This is a genomic window from Allobrachymonas denitrificans DSM 15123 (assembly GCF_900110225.1).
GTDB classification, from domain to species: domain Bacteria; phylum Pseudomonadota; class Gammaproteobacteria; order Burkholderiales; family Burkholderiaceae_C; genus Brachymonas; species Brachymonas denitrificans.
In genome coordinates this window covers 429,738-450,606 of the sequence record NZ_FOCW01000001.1, presented here as the reverse complement: position 1 = coordinate 450,606, position 20,869 = coordinate 429,738, and the positions used below count along the sequence as shown (strand labels likewise).

Sequence of the window (20,869 nt, the reverse complement as noted above, 5' to 3'; positions counted from 1 at the left end):
CCCGTCACACGCTGCGCTCCAATAGAAACTTGTCGGGCTCCGGTGCACCATCTTGCTTGTGGTGCTTTACCGGCGCGGGCATGGCTTCGCCCACGTAGCCGTCTGCAGGTTAAGGATACCCTGTCTTCTTGACGGATAAATTACGTTGACGTAAACGTCAATCCCGCGATTGTGCCAGCAAATTAGCGCCAGAAGGCACGAATGTCATCGAGTTTTGCAACCACCTGCTGCGCACCGGCGGCCAGCAGTTGTTCCGGTGACACAACCGGATTGCCTGGCAGGCACAGGCCGCACACAGCGGCCCCTGCCGCCACGCCGGCACGCACGCCGGTCACGGTGTCCTCGATCACCAGACATTGCTGCGGCTCCACCTGCAGCTGCGCCATGGCGGCAAGATAGACATCGGGATGGGGTTTGCTGCGCGGCATGTCGTGTCCGCTGAAGATGCGGCCCTCGAACCAGTGCAGCAGCCCGGTCTTGCCGAGCTGCAGGCCGATCTTGTCGCGGTCGGCTCCAGAGACGCAGGCGATCTGCCCTCCGGTCAGTGCATACGCATCACGTACCAGCGCCTCGGCGCCGGGAATGGCCTGCAGATGCGCGTGCAGCGCTATATCGCGCCGCGCCCAGAAACTGTGCAGCCATTCGGTGGTGAAAGGCTGGCCGGTTTCACGTTCGATGCGTGCGGCTTCGTCCTTCGTGGCCTTGCCGACGAAGATCTGCATGCAATCCTCCAGGCTCATGCGCCAGCCACGCTCCTCCAGCATGTCGCGCAACACGCCCATGGTGAGCGGCTCACTGTCCACCAGCACACCGTCGCAGTCGAACAGGACGGCGTCGAAACGCAGGGTTCCGCTCACAGCATGTCTCCGTCCACATAAAGCCAGCGCGACATGGCGCCGTCTTCCAGACGTACGAAACGGCTGCGCTCATGCAGGCGTTCGGCCCGTCCGTTGATGCGGTACCGCGCCACGAATTCCACCTCTGCATGGTCTGCATCCGGCTGGCTGTGATCGCGCACCGCCAGCCCGAGCCATTGGGTGCCCTGCTCCGCTTCCAGCTGCCCCGGACGGTTGTCGGGCAACCAGGTGGCCAGCAGATAGGCAGTGCGCCCGAGCACGAAAGCCGTATAGCGCGAGCGCATCAGGCTTTCAGCGTCCGGGGCAGGCACATCCATGAAATGCTCCAGATAGCGGCCACAACAATCGGCGCCAGACAGGGGTTTGTGTTGTGGCGATTGGCGGCCGCACGGGCATGGCGCCTGCAGCCAGTCGGTGTTCTTGCGTTTGCTCACGGCGTCTCGTCTGCGGAGGTTCAGGCAGGTACTACGCCCTGCCACAAACTGTCATTGTGTCACGGCACAATTTCAGAGGCGCTGCAGCCGATGCCGCGAGGTTGCAATTCCATGCCTCTGCTTACACCTTCGCGCTTGAAACTGCCCGGAATACCGGCAACTATCCTGCATTGACACGACAAGGATCACACGATGGACCAAGCACAATCCCCCTCCCAGGCCCCGCAGCCGGAACAGGACGACATCCAGGCCCTGCGCGATCGCGTGCGCCAGCTCGAGGATGAACTGGCCAGTCGCAAGGCCCAGGCACACACCCAGCCCGAAAGCCCGCCCTCGCCGCAGGCGCAGCAGGAACAGCACGCCTTCGTGCATGATCTGGTCACCCGCATGTCCGGGGCAGATCGCACCGCACTGCACAACTGGGCCACCCGCCTGCTGCAAGTGCGCCACTCCGGCGACACCATGCTGAACAAGGCCACCCAGACCCTGAATGCCACGGTCAGCAACAAGGCCGCCCTGCCCGCCATCAAGCTGCTGGCCAGCGAAGCCAAGCGCCGCGCCTGGGATCAGCAAGGCACCGGCGGGCGTGTAGCCGTCGCTGCCGGCATGATTGTGGCGCTGATGGCCGGGCCCGCTGCCTTGCTGCTGGCGACTACGGGCGTGGCTGCGGGCTTTCCGTTGTGGACGGTGTTTGGCAGTGGCGGCTCCTTGCTGCAGGCGGTGGTGGATGCCACTGGCATAATAGAAGATGCGCCAGCGCCTGCGCCTGTGAGCGACGGAGAAGCGGCGGAAAGCTCGTCAGATTGACACTCTGCCCTCCTGAAAATAGAGCAATGCCCGCACGTGCGGGCATTGCCGTTTAGCGGCACAGAACGTGCCTTGGGTCGCATGCGGTCAACCCATAAATGGGCATCAAGATGATTCTCCAAACTTCATCCTCGATCCCATACTGCATACAGAAAAGACCTTTTCATGTCGGCCGCGAAAGCAGGAAGTACACCTAGATTGAAGAGGCTCTCTTGCACAATACACTCACGAAAGTGTCTGGCTAACCACATGTGCAATCTGGTTGGCTAGGTAAGATGGAACAGCATTTCCTACTTGGTGATACTGCTGCGTCCTTGTACCCTGGAAAAAATAGTTGTCAGGGAACGACTGCAATCGGGCTGCTTCACGCACCGTTAGGCTACGGCACTGTGTCGGATCATAGTGAATGAAGTAGTGGCCATCCTTAGCTATGTGGCTGGTTATGGTAGTACTTGGCTTGCCTCGAATCTGCACCCTGAATCTGTCCTTGAATTTCCCTGTTTCCCAATTAGCATGCATGGGAGCAAGCCCTGGTAGTGAGAATTCCTCGTGCCCTTTTGGCGAATGTTCATTGCCCTGTGCATAGGCTGCTGCATAGAAGTACCTACCCAGATCACTTTCCATGTGCCCCCGCGACTCATGATTGAGGACAACCTCCAGCCTTGAGTCTTCAATCCAGGAGCGGTAGCCTGACTTGGTCACGATTTCCTGTGCTTCCATTCGGGGGAGCCTCAGTGCACCAAAGGACTCGGTATCTATCAGTCCAGAGCGCGCACCTATCATGACCTCCCTTGCACGCCGAACAGTCTGGTCCTCGGAAACATTGGCAGACCCAATTAGACCGGATGCCTGAAAAAGCACGGAGTTGCGCCAGTCGGCTGCATTGTCAGCCTTGCTGAGTCTGCTGCGCAGCTTGGGCAAATCCCTGATCGCATCCTCGATAACCAATGGCATGCCAAACTGGAGCATTCCCGTCCTCTCAAGTGGAATGTCTTCTCGTACGCCAAAAAGAATCACTCGATGTCGTGCCTGAGGAATGCCATGCTGCTCCGACCTGATGACGAATTTCTGCGAGTTGAACTCGGCAGGATCATGCCCCGAATCGAAATAGACGGGATCGACCAAGGAGTGAATGCGATATTTCACGCCAGAACCTTGTCCCACGGCACGCCCTGGATCGGCAAGATCTTTCAGGATTTCATGAAAAACTCGCTTTCCACCAACGCTGGAGGTGAGGATGCCCTTCACGTTCTCCATGACAAAAATAGCCGGCCGGTATCGGTGCACGATACGCAGGTACTGCTGGTAGAGATAGTGGCGATGATCATGCTCCGGCACATAGTCCTTCAGGCCCCGATTGCGCGCACGACCGACAAGCGAATACGCTTGGCAGGGCGGCCCTCCAATGAGAATCGTACGATCTTCATTAAGCTGCTGGCGTTCGAGTGCCGCATCCAGGAATGCGTTATCTGCCTCCTTGCCCAGCTCAAGCTGCAATGCCTCATCCTGCGCCACCTGCCAAACCGACTTGCAAACCTGTGATGGATGCGGCGCGCCATCGTAGTTGCAATAGTCATAGTAGGCCTTCAAAGCCCGCTCATCTCTCTTGGCGAGGCGATAGAACGCACGCAAAGTCAACGTCGAATGTGCGCTCGCTTCCATTTCAGCTGATGCTGCTATGCTGAAGACATCCCCTCCACCATAGGAAGCAAAGCCTTCTCCCAAGCCCCCAGGCCCCGCAAATAAATCTATTACCCTAATTTTCATTTTTTCTTTAAATCCTATGATCGACATTGTGCCACCAGAAGTACGCTCACGCATGATGCGCGCCATAGGACCAAGGAACACGCAGCCAGAAATGCGTGTGCGCAGATTTCTTCATGCCGCAGGACTGCGCTACCGGCTGCATGTCCCGGGCCTCCCCGGAAGGCCCGACATGGTACTGCCAAAATTCAAGTGTGTCATCTTCGTGCATGGGTGCTTCTGGCATCGGCACCCTGGTTGCCACCTTGCTACAACTCCTGCGACCCGCCACGAGTTCTGGAGCCAGAAATTTCAGCAGAATGTCTTACGGGACGAGAGAGTACGCGCCGAACTTGAAAAAGCAGGATGGAGAGTTTTCGTGATATGGGAATGCGAAACGAAGCATGTCGAGATACTGGAGGCTCTTGAGCAGGACATCCGAGGCTATCAGTGCCCCCTCACGAAATCCAAAGGATGATCTGCAATGCCCTCAGGTGGGCAGATACATGACTGCGAGTGGCAGGATCCTCTTCTCAACTGCATCCGTCAGGGACCGCGCTGGACTGTCCATCTGCGCACGATGTGCCCCCCGGGAAGTCCCCGGCTCAAGATACGGCGGAATTTCCCGTTAGACCATAACCAGTATCTTCACGAATGGCGTAATCAATATTCACAACATGGAAGCCAAGAAATGCATGCTATCCTTGCTCCGTTACAAGTTGACACCGTCGCTAGTTACCAAACGCGCAGTCATCCTTACCTAACAGCGAAGGGGCAGAATGTGGTGAGCGCAGCCCCCTAAGCTTCAAGCATTCGAAAAATGAAAGCCGCATGAGTATTTCCCCTGGTTCCCACACGAAAAACTCCCACCTTGAACTTCTGGATGTCATTCCCGACCCCACGTCGCTTATCGAATCCATGCGCGCCGTCGGTTATACCGTAGAGTCAGCCATAGCGGATCTGGTTGACAACAGCATTTCTGCAGATGCACGGTTGATTCAAATCCAGTACGACGCAAATTCCTCATCTCCATACATTGCCATCCTCGACGATGGGCATGGCATGGCACCTGACCAGCTCACCGAAGCCATGCGACACGGCAGCACCAACCCGACAGTGGAGCGCTCCGCGAATGACCTGGGTCGCTTCGGGCTGGGGTTGAAGACTGCATCCCTCTCTCAATGCCGGAAGCTGACCGTGATCAGCAAGCGGGATGGAGTCGTCTCAGCACGACGCTGGGATCTGGATGTCGTCGAGGATGTGGGCCAATGGGTCGTTGTGGTCCCTGCTGCATCCGAACTTGCATCGATGCCCCTGTATGGGAGACTTCAATCACAGGATAGCGGGACACTTGTGATCTGGCAGGATATGGATCGCCTCATGGCTGGATCAGCAAATCCCCAGACGGAGATGACAACGCGGCTCAGCCCCCTGATGGAACACCTCGCGCTTGTCTTCCACCGCTTTACGCGTGTTGAAGGAAGTCACAAGGCGATCAGGATCATCCTCAATGGCCTGCCTGTACCTGAGCGCGACCCCTTCCTTGCCAGCAATTGCTTTCGCCAGCCACTAGAAGGTCAAACCATCCGGCATGAAAAGGGGGTTGTCTCCATTCAGCCGTTCATTCTCCCCCCTGTCAGCAAGCTCAAGCCAGAAGAAATCGAGCTTGCCGGTGGCAGGGAAGGACTGAAGGGTACACAGGGGTTTTATGTATACCGGAATCGCAGACTTGTCATCTGGGGAACCTGGTTCAGGCTTGTCCCCAAGCAGGAGTTTTACAAACTGACCCGGATTCAGGTCGACATACCGAATACTTTCGACGAACTTTGGGCGCTTGACATCAAGAAGTCAGCCGCCTACCCGCCTGATGTCATCCGGAATCGATTGAGGTCACTGATTGACCATTTTGCGGGCACAAGCAAGACAACCATCACCTACCGTGGCCGAAAGACCAATGGGCAAACCTATACCCCAGCCTGGAACCGGATTGAACCGGAACGAGGTGCCTTCCGCTACGAGATCAATCCTGACCATGCACTGATGGTGCGACTGGCCGACTTGCTGGACGAGCAAGGCAAAAGGCTGCTTCAGTCCACCCTGTCGTTGCTGGCTGAATCGCTACCACTTGAAGCAATTTATGCAGACATGTGCGGAGATCAGAGGCCAACATCAAAAGAAGCATATGCTGATCTTCTGGCACTAGCAAAAGACATCCGGGAGATCTGTCCGAACATGGATGTAGAAAAGTTACTTCTCCTAGATCCGTTCATACGTCATGAGGATCTTCACGAACAATTGCAAATAGACTTGTTGAAATGAAAAATCAACTATTGAACATAGCGTATACGATGCTCACCCCGGAGGACCTGACTGATGAAGGGTTGAATAGCATCATGGACATCCTAGAGGGTTTGCGCAAGAAAAGATTCTCTGCAGTCACAGATATAGAAATGACATGGATCAGGCACAAACTGGAGGCGGAGCTTGGGGTCACCGTGTCACATGGCGAAGATTTGCATGGCGGAGACCACAAGCCATGGCTCGACGACATCAAAGGCGACCTGCCATGGCACTACTGGTCCGCATATAGGGAATATCTGAAACGGACAGGTTTCAATCCGGTTGCACTAGGAGTCCTTGACGAAGATACGCACAGCATCCTGGACCTGTGCGGCAACCCCGAACAAGAGGGTTCTTGGGGGATACAAGGGCTGGTCATGGGGGATGTCCAGTCGGGAAAGACAGCCAACTACAGTGGCCTAATCAACAAGGCGGCCGATACAGGCTATAAGATGATTGTCCTGCTTACAGGAATGATTGAGGATCTGCGCGCACAGTCGCAGGAACGACTGGATATCGGTTTTGTCGGTCAGGACAGCAGGTGGATGCTGGGATCCGAGAATCATTCGAAAAAGGGCGTTGGTGTTGGTGAATTCAAGAGAGATGCCCCACATCCGAACGTGCTCACATCCGTCGACTCCGATTTTCTGACAAAGAACAAACAGGCACTCCGAGGAATACCACTCGAAAATATTTCTGCGCCAGTACTGCTTGTCATGAAGAAGAATGTGTCACCACTTCGCAATCTGGTCTCTTTTCTTGAATCCCAACTGGAGCGTGGTGCCACACAACTGAATCTCCCGCTTCTCCTCATTGATGACGAGGCGGACAATGCTTCCGTGAACGCAAAGAAAGATGAAGATCCTGCAGCAATCAACAAGTTGATTCGCCAGGTGCTTTCAATGTTTTCCCGATACAGCTATGTCGCCTATACAGCCACTCCATTTGCTAACGTCTTCATCAATCCCGACACCGATGACCTCTTCCCCGAAAACTTCGTCTATGCCCTGAACGCACCTACCAACTACATAAGTGCCGCATCGGTATTTTCCGAAGCAGGCTCTCACGCCTACCAAGTACAGGACATAGCCGATGGAGAGAAGTTCTTTCCCTGGAGCCATAAAAAACACCATCAAGTAAACAAAATTCCTCCCTCCTTGATGGCTGCGATAGAAACCTTTCTGCTTTCATGCGCAATCCGGGACCTCAGGAAAGAATCATTACGTCACAGATCCATGCTCGTGAACGTAACCAGATTCACGGATGTACAGGACAGACTTTCCCATGTGGTCAAGGCCGAGTTGAGTGCCTTGCAAGACGACATCAGGCAATACCTTGCCGGTGATGAAGTATGGAGCAACCAGCCGCGCCTGCAAAGACTGCACCAGACATGGCAGGATCAGTATCAGGATTGCGAGTTTTCGTGGGATCAGATCCGAAAGAGCTTGAATAGTTCTGTGGCCTCCATCAAGGTTGTCACCGTCAACCAGAAGACAGCGGAAACAGATCGCCTGAACTATTCCTCGTACAAGGATACGGAAAAAGGCCGAAGGGTCATTGCCATTGGCGGCCTGACCCTTTCTCGAGGGCTGACACTGGAAGGACTTTCTGTTAGCTACTTCCTGAGAAATTCGAAGGCTTATGACACTCTCCTGCAGATGGGACGCTGGTTTGGATACAGAAAAGGCTACGAAGATCTCTGCAGGATATGGATGGACCCCGAAGTCCAAGACTGGTTTGGCCATGTGGCAAACGTCATCGGGGAGCTCCGACAGGATATACACCGTATGCATGCAAATGAGCAGCCGCCAAAACACTTCGGAATCCGTGTCCAATCGCACCCTGGCTCACTTATCGTCACTGCTCTCAACAAGATGCGCAATGCCATGGATGTGCCCGTCTCCATATCATTCAGCAATTGCGGAATCGAGACCCCCTACCTGCCAAACGACAAAGAGATCAACACAAGAAACATAGAAACAACAAGCAACTTCCTTGCCAAAATCTCTTCCTACATGGTTCGCGAGGAACGCAAAAGCGGCAGCATCAAGGAGAGCTTTTTCTGGAGCAGGGTGCCTGCGAGCCTCATCGAGAAATATCTGCGCAGTCTTGAAATATCAAACATGAATCTTCCGTTCATCTCCAACGAAGGAGGCGTCGAGAAACCTTTGATAGATTTCATTGGGCAAAATGAATTCCCGATTCTAGGGGAGTGGGATATTGCATTGCCGCAGGGCGAAGGAAGTGAACCCGTTCAGGACTTTCTGCTTGATATGCCAGATGGTACATCCGTGCGCATCCATCCCAGACAGCGACAGTTTGAAGACATCAGCAAGACATCACCCTATCTCAAGCTCAACAAGCTCCGAGTTGGCGACACAACGGATGAAATGAAAGGTATTGGAGAGAGTCTGCTTGCACAAGCAAGAGAAGACTGGCAAGCAAAGGAACAAGGGCATGAAAAAAAGCGGGCTATACCCGGCTCTTTCTATCGCAGCTACCGTCCTCGCCCGTTGCTGACCATCAGCCTCATCCAGCCTAAAGACGCACCTCCTCCCGAAGAAGGCACTCCGGAAAAAACCGGACACAAGAAAACGCCCAGAAAGATGATGAAGGTCTGCGATATCAACTCAGCTATCCTTGTTGGGGTCGGACTCTCTTTCCCCAACTATGACAGCACCTTGGAAAAGCAAAAGGTCAAGTATCGCATGAACAAAGTGGCGATCAGGAATATGGGGCTCATTGAAGAAGACGATGATGACACAACGGAATATGACAACGATTGAGACTATATGGCTTGAGCTCAAGCAGGAAGCCCAGAATAGCCCCATCAAGGAAGGTGCCTTCCGTCTTCGCAGGACAAGTGAAGATGCAAGTCTTGACATCTATGCAGGTATCGACGGTTCAGGCTTTGCACTGATTGCGATCGGCCTGCATCAGCGCCCTGCAAGCGTAACCCTGAAGTCCTCTGCTCTGCAATGCTTCAGGCGTCAGCGAGCGGACAAGACCTGGCTACAAGTACTCCGTCTTGGGCTTAGAGGCTTGGAAAGCGTGTTTGGCCGGCTCTGCCAGGATCTGCTGGATGAAGCCTTGCTCGTGCAATCGGAAAAGGCATTGGAGATGCTTTTCTCCAAGAGGCTTCAATCTTGGCAAAAGCTTTTCGAACGAACTGACAATGGCCTACTCTCTATCGAGAAAATCAAGGGCATGATCGCCGAGTTGAGTAGCATGGAAGACCTGATAGCAGAAGGAAAAGATAGCCTTGTGTCTATTGCTGGCGGATGGATGGGCCCAATAGGTCATGATCAGGACTTCTGCCTCCCCGGCCGCAACCTCGAAATCAAGGCGGTTACGCCGACCGCACAGGAAGTCAGCATTTCCTCTCTCAGACAACTGGAGTCGGAGCCGCCACTGTTTCTCAAGATTCTTTTCTTGCAAACTGCTCCCAAGGAAACACCTAGTGCCATCAATCTCAACAAGCTTGTCTCCCGTCTTGAAGGAAAACTTTCACCCGACAAGAATGCGTTGAAAATATTCAGGGAGCGCGCCCTTGAAGGCGGCTACCTTGAGCTTGCGGAATACGATGCATTCAACTTTCTAATCGTTGAAAGAAGAACCTACGTCATCTCCGACAACTTTCCCAGATTGACTTCGTCCATGGTCACCGAGGCCATCAGCAAAGCTTGCTACAACATCCGCCTTGCCTCGATCGAAGATTTCCTGATTTCAGTATCGCAATCCGATGAATAGCCAAAACTTCTACACTGAACTGAGCCAGATGGTCATGCGTCGAGCAGCGACAAGCTCTCTTGTGGACACCATGGCCTTTGTCAACGAGGTTGCAGAACGCCTGTCGGATGATCCCGTCTTCGGCAACTTCGTCCAGACCGAATACTTGGGAACTGGCCGCTACAAGCGTAATCTTCGCCTGCATGGATTTACTGAACTTGATGACACGGACGGTACCTTGGGCTTGATCGTGGCAGCATGGTCGGACAGCGCCGAGCTGGAAACTCTTCCGTCGAATACTGTGGATCAGCTCTCCACTGGGTTGACATCCTTCGTTTCCGAAGCCATCGAAAATGACCTGGCAGACCGCATTACCGAATCCAATCCCGCCTATGAATTTGCCTGCCTTCTCCGCGACAGGCGACATCAGATCAACCGCATACGCCTGCACATCTTCTCCAATCAGAAACTTAGCTCGAAGTTCAAGGAGGAAATGCTCGAACCCATTGATGATCTGCCTATAGAGCGGCACATCTGGGACTTTCTCCGTCTCGAGGCGCTTTACAAATCCTCCCAAGAGCGTGAGGCGGTACAGATTGACCTGGCGGATTTCCACTCTGAGGGCATTCCCTGCGTTGAAGCTGCTTCGGCAGACCACCTGCGCTCTTATCTGTGCGTCATCGAAGGCAATCTTCTGGCAGACCTGTTCGAGAAATATGGCAGCCGTTTGCTGGAGGGTAACGTCCGATCATTCCTGGGGCTTAAGGGCGGGGTCAACAAGGGTATCCGGTCCACCATCCAGCACCAGCCATCCCTGTTCTTTGCCTACAACAATGGCATCGCAGCTACCGCTTCCAACGTAGTGGTGGAACGCACGCCAGATGGACTCCATATCAAGGGCCTGACTGACTTGCAGATTGTGAATGGAGGACAGACAACAGCCAGCATACTCAATGCCCGGAAAAGGGAGCGGCTTCCTCTCGATTCCGTTACCGTACAGATGAAACTGACTGAAGTGGAATCTAGCGAGGCACATGCACTCATCCCGAAAATCGCAGAGTATGCCAACACTCAGAACAAGGTAGCCATAGCTGACTTCTTTGCAAATCACCCCTTCCATCGGAAGATGGAAGAGATATCCCGACGCCTGACTATTCCCGCGCGTCCAGGTATCCGTATCCAAAGCAAGTGGTTCTATGAGCGGGCACGTGGTCAGTACCAAAACGAAAGACTCTACTTGACAGATGCGAAGAAGTCGATTTTCGACCTGGAATATCCTGCAAGCCAGGTAATCAACAAGACTGATCTTGCCAAGTACGATAGCGTGCGAGAGGCAAAGCCTTACTGGGCCAGCCTTGGGGCACAGAAGAACTTCACCAAATTTGCGGGCAAGTTCAGCAACCCGAAATCGGAAGAGTCTGAAGGAGAATACTGGGACCGTATCAGCCCCAACTTCGGAGATAGCTACTATCAAGACATGGCATCCATTGCCTTGCTCTGGAAGTACACCGAAAAAATGGTTTCCGCAGCCCGCAACTCATGGTACGAAGGCGACTATCGTGTCCAGATCGTCGCCTACTCGATTGCACTGCTCTTCCACCTGTTCCGCCAAGCCCAAAGTGAATTCAATCTTGCCGCCATCTGGAAAAGGCAGGAAGTTGATACCGAGACAGCCAATCTGCTGGAAACGATCGCAATTGCAGTGCAAAACGCACTCCTTGCTCCCCCGCCCGGAACGAGCAACGTGGGCGAATGGACGAAAAAGGAGACATGCTGGGAGCGTGTAAAAGAAATCAGGATTTCCGTCACGCACCTTCTCGACAGTCTTTCACTGAGCAAGGATCAATTCCGTGATGCAAAGAAAGAGGCAAGGAAGCAGGGTGTAGAAGATGATGGCATTTCGCTTCAGACCAGCCTTTATGAATTCGTTGTGGCCGGATACTGGAAACAGCTGTCCCAGTGGCACAAGCTTGAACAATACGCCACACCTGACGAGATCACCTTGATACGCAACGCTTCCACAGAGCGAAGTTTCCTGAAAATCAATTCAAAAATTGTCTGGAAGCGTCTTTCCGACCTCAAGGATCGTTTGGAAAAGGAAGGATTCAGGGCTTGAGCGGCTACACATGTACATCTGGCGCTTCGCTGCCAACGCTTGACGCTGATAGCGTACATCGGCGCCAATCCGCGCATGACTGCAGGCAATTTGACCTCAAACCAAAGTAAGCTGGCAACATGCGTACCGACACGCATCTGCGTACGGACGGCGTCGGAAACCGCACCACATACTTGAAGCGTTGCGCCTCATCCAATTGCGTACGGTACGCCACCTGAAATGCACTTAGCAGGGCATCGAAGCAGCGCCGACGCCGTCATCGGGAAAATTTTGTTCAGTGCGCATACCAACCAAGAGCGGCCGCAGACCAAATGTCAACCACACGGCCTGCGACACCCTCTTGGCAGCTGATTTACAGCGAACGCGTAATGATGATCTTCTGCACGTCGCTGGTGCCTTCGTAGATCTGGCACACGCGCACGTCGCGGTAGATGCGCTCGACCGGGAAGTCGGCCGTCACGCCATAGCCACCCAGGGTCTGGATCGCCACGGAGCAGACCTTTTCGGCGGTTTCGCTGGCAAACAGCTTGGCCATGGCCGCTTCGCGCAGGCAGGGCTTGCCGGCGTCACGCAGGCTGGCTGCGTGCCAGATCAGCTGGCGGGCAGCCTCGAGCTGCGTGGCGCAATCGGCCAGACGGAAAGCCACAGCCTGGTGCTCGATGATCGGCACGCCGAAGGCTTCACGCTCCTTGGCGTACTGCACGGCAAAATCCAGCGCGCTGCGGGCCATGCCCACGCTCTGGGATGCGATGCCGATGCGGCCGCCTTCCAGTGCGGACAGGGCAATCTTGTAGCCCTCGCCTTCCTGGCCGATCAGGTTCTCGGCGGGGATGCGGCAGTTGTCGAACAGGATCTGTGCCGTGTCGCTGCTGTGCTGGCCCAGCTTGTTTTCCAGGCTGGCCACTTTCCAACCGGGGTTGTCGGTGGACACCATGAAGGCGCTCAGGCCCTTCTTGCCGGCATTCTTGTCGGTCACGGCGATCACCACGGCCGCCTGGCCGTTCTTGCCGCTGGTGATGAACTGCTTGGTGCCGTTGATGACGTACTCGTCGCCTTCCTTCACCGCGGTGGTGCGGATGGCGGAAGCGTCAGAGCCGACGTGCGGCTCGGTCAGGCAGAAGGCGCCAAGAATGTCACCGCGGGCAGCGGGCACCAGCCATTGCTGCTTCTGCGCCTCATTGCCGTACTTCATCAGGATGGCGTTGTAGGGGCAGTTGGTCACGGAGATGGCCGTGCTGGTGCCGCCGTCGCCGGCTGCGATTTCTTCCAGCACCAGAGCCAGGGTCACGTAGTCCAGACCGGCTCCGCCGTACTCTTCAGGCACGCAGATGCCGTAGGCACCCAGCTCGGCCAGGCCCTTGTGCGCTTCCTTGGGGAAGCTGTGTTCCTTGTCCCACTTGGCAGCGTTGGGCCACAGCTGTTCCTGGGCAAAGGCGCGCACCGCTTCGCGGATCATCTCCTGGTCTTGGGTCAGTAGCATGGGGTTCCTTCTCTTTTCTCTTAAAACAAACGGTCGTGATGCCGAGTGCAACCTGCATCACCATGTATCGTAAGCGACGCCATCGCGATGGACAAACTGTCCCGAGGATGACAATGTGATTTGCGTCAAGTTCCGGCGCAATGCCGCTGCGCTGTCCTCTGCCGACAACGGTGCCGAGGGGCCGCCCATGTCGGTGCGCACCCAGCCCGGATCCAGGCAGACCATGGCCGCACGCGGATAGCTGTGGCGTGCCGAGGCCACCGCCATGTTGAGCGCCGCCTTGCTCACGCGATACAGCCACCAGTCGCTGTCGGCAGCCTGCGTGATGTTGCCCAGCCCGCTGGAGACAAAGCCGAACACGCCGCCCTGTCCGTTGCGCCCGGCCTCAACCAGCGGCGCCACCTGCGGAATCACCTGCATGGCACCCAACACATTGGTGTGCATGACGTGGTCGAAATCGTTCTGCGTGGGCGGGCTTGTGGCATCGGCCCGGTGACCGACGCCGGCCACGTAAACCGCCACATCCACCGCTTCGCCGTCGAGCTGCCAGGCCAGACCGCTGACGCTGGCCGGCTTGGCGACATCCACGCGCAGGATCTGGTGCACACCCGCCTGCTGCAGGCGTTCGGCACCCGCGTCATCGCGTGCCGTGGCGATCACGCGATCGCCGGCGGCGGCGTACTGCCGTGCCAGTTCCAGACCAATGCCGCGCGAGGCGCCGATGAGGACGATGGTGGACATGCGAGGGCTCAAGCAAGGCGGGCATGCCGCAGCATGCCCGCCTTCACCTGGTTCAGACCGGAATTACACCAGTTCCAGGCAGACGGAAGTGCCTTCGCCGCCGCCGATGCACAGCGTGGCCAGACCCTTCTTCAGGCCACGGGCCTTCAGGGCATGGATCAGCGTGACCATGATGCGGGCGCCGGACGCGCCGATGGGGTGACCCAGGGCGCAGGCGCCGCCGTTCACGTTGACCTTGTCGTGCGGCACGTTCAGTTCCTTCATCAGGGCCATGGGCACCACGGCAAAGGCTTCGTTCACTTCCCACAGGTCCACGTCCTCGACCTTCCAGCCAGCCTTTTCCAGGGCTTTCTGGCTGGAGTACACGGGGGCGGTGGTGAACCAGTTCGGTTCCTGCGCGAAGGTGGCAGAGCTGACGATGCGTGCCAGCGGCTGCAGGCCCATTTCCTTGGCCTTGCTTTCGGTCATCAGCACGATGGCGGCAGCACCGTCGTTGATGCTGGAGCTGGCGGCAGCGGTGATGGTGCCGTCCTTCTTGAAGGCAGGACGCAGCGTGGGGATCTTGTCGATCTTGATCTTGCCCGGGCCTTCGTCGGTGTCGACCACGCGCTCGCCCTTGCGGTCGGCCACGGTCACGGCAGCGATCTCGTCCTTGAACGCACCAGCGGCGATGGCGTCCTGCGCGCGCTGCACGCTGGCCATGGCGAACTTGTCCTGGTCTTCACGGGTGAAGTTGTACTTCTCCGCGCACTCTTCGCCGAAGGTACCCATGCTGCGGCCGGCTTCGTAGGCGTCTTCCAGGCCGTCCAGCATCATGTGGTCATACACCTTGTCGTGACCGATGCGGTAGCCGCCACGGGCCTTCTTCAGCAGGTAGGGAGCGTTGGTCATGCTTTCCATGCCGCCAGCGACCATGATGTCGGCGTTGCCGGCAGCGATGGTGTCAGCCGCCATCATGACGGTTTTCATGGCGGAGCCGCACACCTTGTGCACGGTAACCGCGCCGGTGGACTTGGGCAGGCCGGCCTTGATCACGGCCTGGCGTGCGGGCGCCTGGCCCTGGCCAGCCATCAGCACGTTGCCGAAATACACTTCGTCGACCTGCTCGGGCTTGATGCCGGCCTGCTCGACAGCGGCCTTGATGGCCACGGCGCCCAGATCGCTTGCCGCCAGGTTGGCAAAGTCGCTCTGGAACGAGCCCATGGGGGTGCGCTTGGCGCCAACGATGACAATGGATTCAGCCATTTCAAGATTCTCCTGAGGTTAGGTTAACGGGTCTTGCGCTCGAAGCGCTTTTCTTGCTCATACGGGAACACATCCAGCACTTCGCCGCGCTGGATGCGCTCCTTGTGGGCCTGCCAGAACTGCGAATCCAGCAGGTCGCCATGGTGCTTCATGAAAACCTCGCGCACGGCATCGTTGCCGAGCAGGAAGGGACCGAAGGTTTCCGGAAACACGTCCTTGGGGCCGACGCTGTACCAGATCTCTCCGGACATTTCATCTTCCTCGTTGCGCGGAGCCGGCACCTTGCGGAAGTTGCAGTCGGTGATGTATTCGATCTCATCGTAATCGTAGAAAACGACCTTGCCATGACGGGTGACACCGAAGTTCTTCCACAGCATGTCGCCGGGGAAGATGTTGGCCGCCACCAGATCCTTGATGGCATTGCCATATTCAACCACAGCATGCTCCATCTGGTGATGCGAGCGGCTGTTTTCCAGACCGGCGTCAAAGGCTTCCTGCAGATACATGTTGAGCGGAATCATGCGGCGCTCGATGTAGATGTGCTTGAAGATCACTTCCTCTTCGCCGTCGTCGTCCAGATCGGCGATCTCCATCTGGCTCGGGGCGAACTTGCGGATTTCCTCGATCAGGTCCTCGTCGAAACGGTCGCGCGGGAAGGCCACGTTGCGGAACTCGAGCGTGTCGGCCATGCGGCCGACGCGGTCGTGGTGCTTCACCAGCTTGTACTTGGATTCGATCAGCTCGCGCGTGGTGTCCTTCTGCGGCGGGTAGTAGTCCTTGATGATCTTGAACACGTACGGGAAGGACGGCATGTCGAACACCAGCATCACCATGCCCTTGATACCGGGAGCGATGCGGAAGTTGTCGGTGCTGTGCTGCAGGTGGCTGACCAGGTCGCGGTAGAACAGCGTCTTGCCCTGCTTGGCCAGGCCCAGCGCATTGTAGATCTCGGCGCGCGGCATGCCCGGCATCAGGCTGCGCAGGAACTGCACGTAGGCGCTGGGCACCTCCATGTCGACCATGAAGTAGGCCCGCGAGAAGCTGAACAGCGCGCGCATGTCGTTCTCGCCGTGCAGCACCGCATCGATGTAGAGCTTGCCGTCATCATTGAACAGGATGGGCAGCGAGAACGGCACTTCGCGGTAGCTGTTGACGATCTTGCCCACCACATAGGCGCCCTTGTTCCGGTAGAACAGGCTGCTCAGCACCTGGATCTGGAAGTTGGCGCGCAGCTTGACGTCGCCGATCTGGTGCTTGAGGACCTCGACCACGCGCGCAATGTCGCCTTCGAGGTCTTCATAGGGCACGTGCAGGTTGTAATCCGTCACGATGGTGCGCACCGCCTCGTGCAGCTGCTCGAACTTGGGGTAGTAGGCGCGGAAGGAGGGATGCAGCACGTCATCCTGGCACTCGATGTACTCGGTACTCATGGCCGGCAGGATGAACAGGAAGTCGTTCCTGAAGTGGCTGTGGTGCAGGATGGTGGTGGTGACCGAGTTGAAGAAGGTCTCGGCCAGTTCGGGCTGATGGTGGTTGACGAGCAGGCCGATGTAGAACAGCTTGACCTGCTGCCACACGGTCATGGGCAGCTCATGCGCACGGAACTCACGCTCCAGCCGCATGATGCACTCGTCCACCCGCAGATCGTAGAACTCGATACGGTCGCGCTGGGCACGCTGCTGCGCGTGCCAGTCCTGCGTTTCGAAACGGTGCTTGGCGCGGCCCGATTCGGAGCGGAACAGGCGATAGTGACGGTCGAAGCCGTCCAGCATCGCCCGCGCAATTTCATACGCTTCAGGGGCGTCGAGTCGTTGGGGGAACATCGTGTCTCCGTGCATTATGGTGGTTGTATTAACCCTCCATTATGCGCAGTATCGGCTGTCCCAGTTCTCCAGTGCCTGCTTGTAGACGGGCAGCAACTCGGCGTTGCTGCCACAGGTCATGCGCATGTCGTTCACCAGGCCATCGCTGATGCCGTACACCCAGCCATGCAGGGTCACGTCCTGGCCACGGCTCCAGGCATCCTGCATCACCGTGCTCTGGGCCACGTTCACCACCTGTTCGATGGCATTGAGTTCGCACAGGGCATCGAGCTTGCGCGCTTCGGGCACACGCTGCATGCGCTTGTAATGCCGGTCGGCCACATCGCGCACATGGCGCAGCCAGTTGTCGGCCAGACCCACGCGCAGGTCGAGCAGGGCCGCCTTGACGCCACCGCAGCCGTAGTGTCCCACCACCATCAGGTGCTTGACCTTGAGCTGGTCCACCGCGTACTGGATGGTGGACAGGCAGTTCAGGTCGGTCGGTACCACCACGTTGGCCACGTTGCGATGCACGAACACCTCACCCGGAGCCAGACCGGTGATCTGGTTGGCCGGCACGCGGCTGTCGGAGCAGCCAATCCACATGTATTCGGGATTCTGCTGTTCCATCAGGCTGGTGAAGAAGCCGGGACGCTTCTTTTCCATCTCGGCCGCCCATTCGCGGTTCTTCTCGAACAGGTTCGTCAGTCTGTCGCGCTCGGGTGTGGTGGGGGTATCGTTCATCGCGGTCCTGAAAACAGAGGGAAAAAACAGATGGAAAAACGGCCGCGGGCGCCATGCGGCTGCCGCGGCCGTCCAGGGGGAGATTACATCGTCTCGGCGAACAGCTCGCGACCGATCAGCATGCGGCGGATTTCGCTGGTACCGGCACCGATCTCGTACAGCTTGGCATCGCGCCAGAGGCGGCCCAGCGGGTACTCGTTGATGTAGCCGTTGCCACCGAAGATCTGGATGCCGTCGCCGGCCATCTTGGTAGCCATCTCGGCCGTCCACAGGATGACGGACGCGCAGTCCTTGCGCACCTGGCGGGCGTGGCCGCCACCCAGGGCGTCCAGGTTCTTGCCGATGGTGTACAGGAAGGAACGGCCGGCCTGCAGCACGGTGTACATGTCAGCCACCTTGCCCTGGATCAGCTGGAATTCGCCGATGGACTGGCCGAACTGCTTGCGGTCGTGGATGTAGGGAACCACGTTGTCCATCACTGCCTGCATGATGCCGACGGGGCCGGCGGCCAGCACGGCACGCTCATAGTCCAGACCGCTCATCAGCACCTTCACGCCGCCGTTGAGTTCGCCCAGGATGTTCTCGGCCGGGACTTCCACGTCCTGGAACACCATTTCGCCGGTGTGGCTGCCGCGCATGCCCAGCTTGTCCAGCTTCTGTGCGGTGGAGAAGCCCTTCATGCCCTTCTCGACGATGAAGGCAGTGATGCCGCGCGCGCCCAGCTCGGGCTCGGTCTTGGCGTAGACCACCATGGTGTCGGCGTCAGGGCCGTTGGTGATCCACATCTTGCTGCCGTTGAGCAGGTAGTAGCCGCCCTTGTCCTCGGCCTTGAGCTTCATGCTCACCACGTCTGAACCAGCGCCCGGCTCGGACATGGCCAGCGCACCGATGTTCTCGCCGCTGCACAGCTTGGGCAGGTATTTCTGCTTCTGCGCTTCGTTGCCGTTGCGCTTGATCTGGTTCACGCACAGGTTGGAGTGCGCGCCGTAGCTCAGGCCGATGGAGGCGCTGGCGCGGCTGATTTCTTCCAGCGCGATCATGTGCGCCAGGTAGCCCATGTTGGTGCCGCCGTACTCTTCGGGAACGGTCATGCCCAGCACGCCCAGCTCGCCGAACTTCTGCCACAGGTCCATCGGGAACTGGTCGGTACGGTCGGCTTCGGCAGCACGGGGGGCGATTTCAGCCTGGGCGAAGGTGTAGACGGCATCGCGCAGTGCATCGATGTCTTCGCCAAGCTGGAAGTTGAGTCCGGGCATATTGCTCATGGGTAGTCTCCTGATGGTTTCTCTGTGGTGATGGAAATTAACCGGCAGATTATATGACGTTGACGTAAACGTCAATGACAACTTGCTGACAGCCGCACAGTACTCCGCACCTACGGTATATCACTTTTTGGTGGCACGTTCGTTGCCGGCGCTCATCATGCGGTTGAGCAGCGTGCGCGCTTCCTTTTCATGCGCCTTGACCTCGTCGAGGTTGGCCTGGAGCTCACCGAGCTGCACCTCGAGCTGGCGGCGGTGGGTGGCGAGCGTATCCAGGTAGAGGCGCATCTGCGGCAGCGTGTCGCGCGGGCTGTCGTAGAGCTCGATGATCTGCTTGGCCTCGCTCAGGCTGAAACCGAGGCGCTTGGCACGCAGGGTGAGCTTGAGGCGGGTGCGATCGCGCGGCGAGTAGACGCGCACGCGGCGGCCCTCGCCGGTACGCTGGGGCTGCAGCAGCCCCATGTCCTCATAGAAGCGAATGGCACGCGTGGTCAGGTCGAACTCCTTGGCCAAATCACTGATGGAATAGGTAACCCCTGTAGCCACGACATAGTCTCCCGATTGGTCCGGACGGCCGGCTGCGCCGGCAGCGGCCCGTTGTTGTTTTTGCATCAAATATTGTAGAGCGACGGCTGCTTTCTGGCGGGCTGCCAGCGGGGGAAACCCGTATGCCGAATGCGGCCCGAAGCTTTCAGTTAGCTGAAAAATCCAATGAATTCATCAGCTTATCACGCCTGGATTCAACAAATCCACCACAAAATTGTTGCCATGGTGTCCAGATGCAGTTATTCTCGGCCGTCATGAAGAACACATTCCTTATCAAACACAGGAGTGATGCGCTGCGTGCCCTCTGCCTGACGGCAGGTCTGGGTTTCTGCAGCATGCTGCTTGGCACGGCATGGGCACAGTCCATCGATGCCCCCTCCTCTCCCCAGATTTCTGCTTCCGTACAGGCCGTTCAACCGGCTGGCGAATCCTTCGCACCCGTGACTGCTCCTGCCACCGTACAGGCCGAACCGCATGTGTTTGCGGATGCCGCCGAGCAGCCCGCCATGACCCTGCCGGCCGCCCCGAGCTTTGCCAAGGAAGCCCGCGTCGCCCAGGACAGCAAGCGCAAGAACCGCCGCAACAGCAAGCGCTCCAGCTACGCTGCTCCTGAAGTGGCCGACATCGCCGCGGGCATCGGCAAGCCGACCGAACTGCTGGCCGATGCCGAAGGCGCCTCCTTCCAGCAGGGCAAGGCCTCCTGGTATGGCGACCGCTTCCACAACCGCCTTACCGCCAACGGCGAACGCTACAACATGAATGCCATGACGGCTGCGCACAAGACGCTGCCCTTCGGCACCATGGTGCTGGTCAAGAGCCCGGATACCGGCAAGTCGGTGATGGTGCGCATCAATGACCGCGGCCCCTACGCGCATGGCCGCATCATCGACCTGAGCCGCGCAGCAGCCACCCAGCTGGGCGTGAAGAACCACGGCGTGTACCGCGTGATGCTGTACAAGGCCGGCAAGGGCGGCAAGCTGCAGAAGATTGCCCAGGGCAAGGAAAGCTGATCAGCGCCTGCGC

General features: G+C 57.4%; 17 protein-coding genes. 7 read left to right on the top strand and 10 right to left on the bottom strand.

The annotated features are described in order from the left end of the window. Window positions 1-182: 182 nt before the first annotated feature. Window positions 183-857, bottom strand: a complete 675-nt coding sequence (locus BMW28_RS02135; protein ID WP_234969944.1) for an HAD family hydrolase — start codon at window positions 855-857, stop codon at window positions 183-185. Next, window positions 854-1,291, bottom strand: coding sequence for a YchJ family protein (locus tag BMW28_RS02130; protein WP_234969943.1), 438 nt, complete (start codon window positions 1,289-1,291; stop codon window positions 854-856). Before BMW28_RS02130 ends, BMW28_RS02135 begins: the two co-directional genes overlap by 4 nt. A gap of 192 nt (window positions 1,292-1,483) precedes the next feature. On the opposite strand from BMW28_RS02130, the gene BMW28_RS02125 reads away from it, so the two are divergent. Further along, window positions 1,484-2,098 (top strand): hypothetical protein, encoded by a 615-nt coding sequence (locus tag BMW28_RS02125; protein WP_091813257.1) that lies wholly within the window; start codon window positions 1,484-1,486, stop codon window positions 2,096-2,098. A gap of 225 nt (window positions 2,099-2,323) precedes the next feature. On the opposite strand, the gene BMW28_RS02120 is transcribed toward BMW28_RS02125, so the two are convergent. Then, complete coding sequence (locus BMW28_RS02120) at window positions 2,324-3,919, bottom strand: DNA cytosine methyltransferase (protein WP_234969941.1); 1,596 nt, start codon at window positions 3,917-3,919, stop codon at window positions 2,324-2,326. Here BMW28_RS02120 and BMW28_RS02115 point away from each other — a divergent pair. The 5 genes from BMW28_RS02115 to BMW28_RS02095 all read left to right on the top strand — a co-directional run bounded on the left by BMW28_RS02115 (window position 3,882) and on the right by BMW28_RS02095 (window position 12,026). Next, window positions 3,882-4,319, top strand: coding sequence for a very short patch repair endonuclease (locus BMW28_RS02115; RefSeq protein ID WP_200785699.1), 438 nt, complete (start codon window positions 3,882-3,884; stop codon window positions 4,317-4,319). The genes BMW28_RS02120 and BMW28_RS02115 overlap by 38 nt on opposite strands. Window positions 4,320-4,672: 353 nt before the next feature. After that, complete coding sequence (locus BMW28_RS02110; RefSeq protein WP_091813250.1) at window positions 4,673-6,160, top strand: ATP-binding protein; 1,488 nt, start codon at window positions 4,673-4,675, stop codon at window positions 6,158-6,160. Next, a complete protein-coding gene (locus tag BMW28_RS02105; RefSeq protein ID WP_091813247.1) occupies window positions 6,157-8,967 on the top strand; it encodes a Z1 domain-containing protein in 2,811 nt (936 codons plus the stop codon). Before BMW28_RS02110 ends, BMW28_RS02105 begins: the two co-directional genes overlap by 4 nt. After that, the gene (locus tag BMW28_RS02100; protein ID WP_159430680.1) at window positions 8,954-9,931 is read left to right on the top strand and encodes a PD-(D/E)XK motif protein; all 978 of its coding nucleotides are present in this window, start codon (window positions 8,954-8,956) and stop codon (window positions 9,929-9,931) included. The genes BMW28_RS02105 and BMW28_RS02100 overlap by 14 nt, the downstream gene beginning before the upstream one ends. Continuing rightward, window positions 9,924-12,026, top strand: a complete 2,103-nt coding sequence (locus BMW28_RS02095; protein ID WP_091813241.1) for an AIPR family protein — start codon at window positions 9,924-9,926, stop codon at window positions 12,024-12,026. Before BMW28_RS02100 ends, BMW28_RS02095 begins: the two co-directional genes overlap by 8 nt. Window positions 12,027-12,378: 352 nt before the next feature. On the opposite strand, the gene BMW28_RS02090 is transcribed toward BMW28_RS02095, so the two are convergent. The 7 genes from BMW28_RS02090 to BMW28_RS02060 form a co-directional block, all read right to left on the bottom strand. Continuing rightward, window positions 12,379-13,506, bottom strand: coding sequence for an acyl-CoA dehydrogenase family protein (locus BMW28_RS02090; RefSeq protein ID WP_091813238.1), 1,128 nt, complete (start codon window positions 13,504-13,506; stop codon window positions 12,379-12,381). 57 nt (window positions 13,507-13,563) lie between these two features. Beyond that, window positions 13,564-14,247 (bottom strand): SDR family oxidoreductase, encoded by a 684-nt coding sequence (locus BMW28_RS02085; RefSeq protein ID WP_091813235.1) that lies wholly within the window; start codon window positions 14,245-14,247, stop codon window positions 13,564-13,566. A gap of 63 nt (window positions 14,248-14,310) precedes the next feature. Next, window positions 14,311-15,492, bottom strand: a complete 1,182-nt coding sequence (locus BMW28_RS02080) for an acetyl-CoA C-acyltransferase (protein WP_091813232.1) — start codon at window positions 15,490-15,492, stop codon at window positions 14,311-14,313. A gap of 23 nt (window positions 15,493-15,515) precedes the next feature. After that, window positions 15,516-17,315, bottom strand: a complete 1,800-nt coding sequence (aceK, locus tag BMW28_RS02075) for a bifunctional isocitrate dehydrogenase kinase/phosphatase (RefSeq protein ID WP_091813230.1) — start codon at window positions 17,313-17,315, stop codon at window positions 15,516-15,518. A gap of 39 nt (window positions 17,316-17,354) precedes the next feature. After that, window positions 17,355-18,038: a carbonate dehydratase gene (gene can, locus BMW28_RS02070; protein ID WP_091813227.1), complete on the bottom strand. Its 684-nt coding sequence runs from the start codon at window positions 18,036-18,038 to the stop codon at window positions 17,355-17,357. An 83-nt stretch (window positions 18,039-18,121) separates the two neighbouring features. After that, a complete protein-coding gene (locus tag BMW28_RS02065) occupies window positions 18,122-19,303 on the bottom strand; it encodes an isovaleryl-CoA dehydrogenase (RefSeq protein WP_091813224.1) in 1,182 nt (393 codons plus the stop codon). 120 nt (window positions 19,304-19,423) lie between these two features. Then, a complete protein-coding gene (locus tag BMW28_RS02060) occupies window positions 19,424-19,912 on the bottom strand; it encodes a MerR family transcriptional regulator (RefSeq protein ID WP_091813222.1) in 489 nt (162 codons plus the stop codon). 188 nt (window positions 19,913-20,100) lie between these two features. Here BMW28_RS02060 and BMW28_RS13000 point away from each other — a divergent pair, with 188 nt between their 5' ends. Continuing rightward, window positions 20,101-20,856 carry a septal ring lytic transglycosylase RlpA family protein gene (locus BMW28_RS13000; RefSeq protein ID WP_234969939.1) on the top strand — a complete coding sequence of 252 codons (756 nt, stop codon included), beginning with the start codon at window positions 20,101-20,103 and terminating at the stop codon, window positions 20,854-20,856. Window positions 20,857-20,869: the final 13 nt, after the last annotated feature.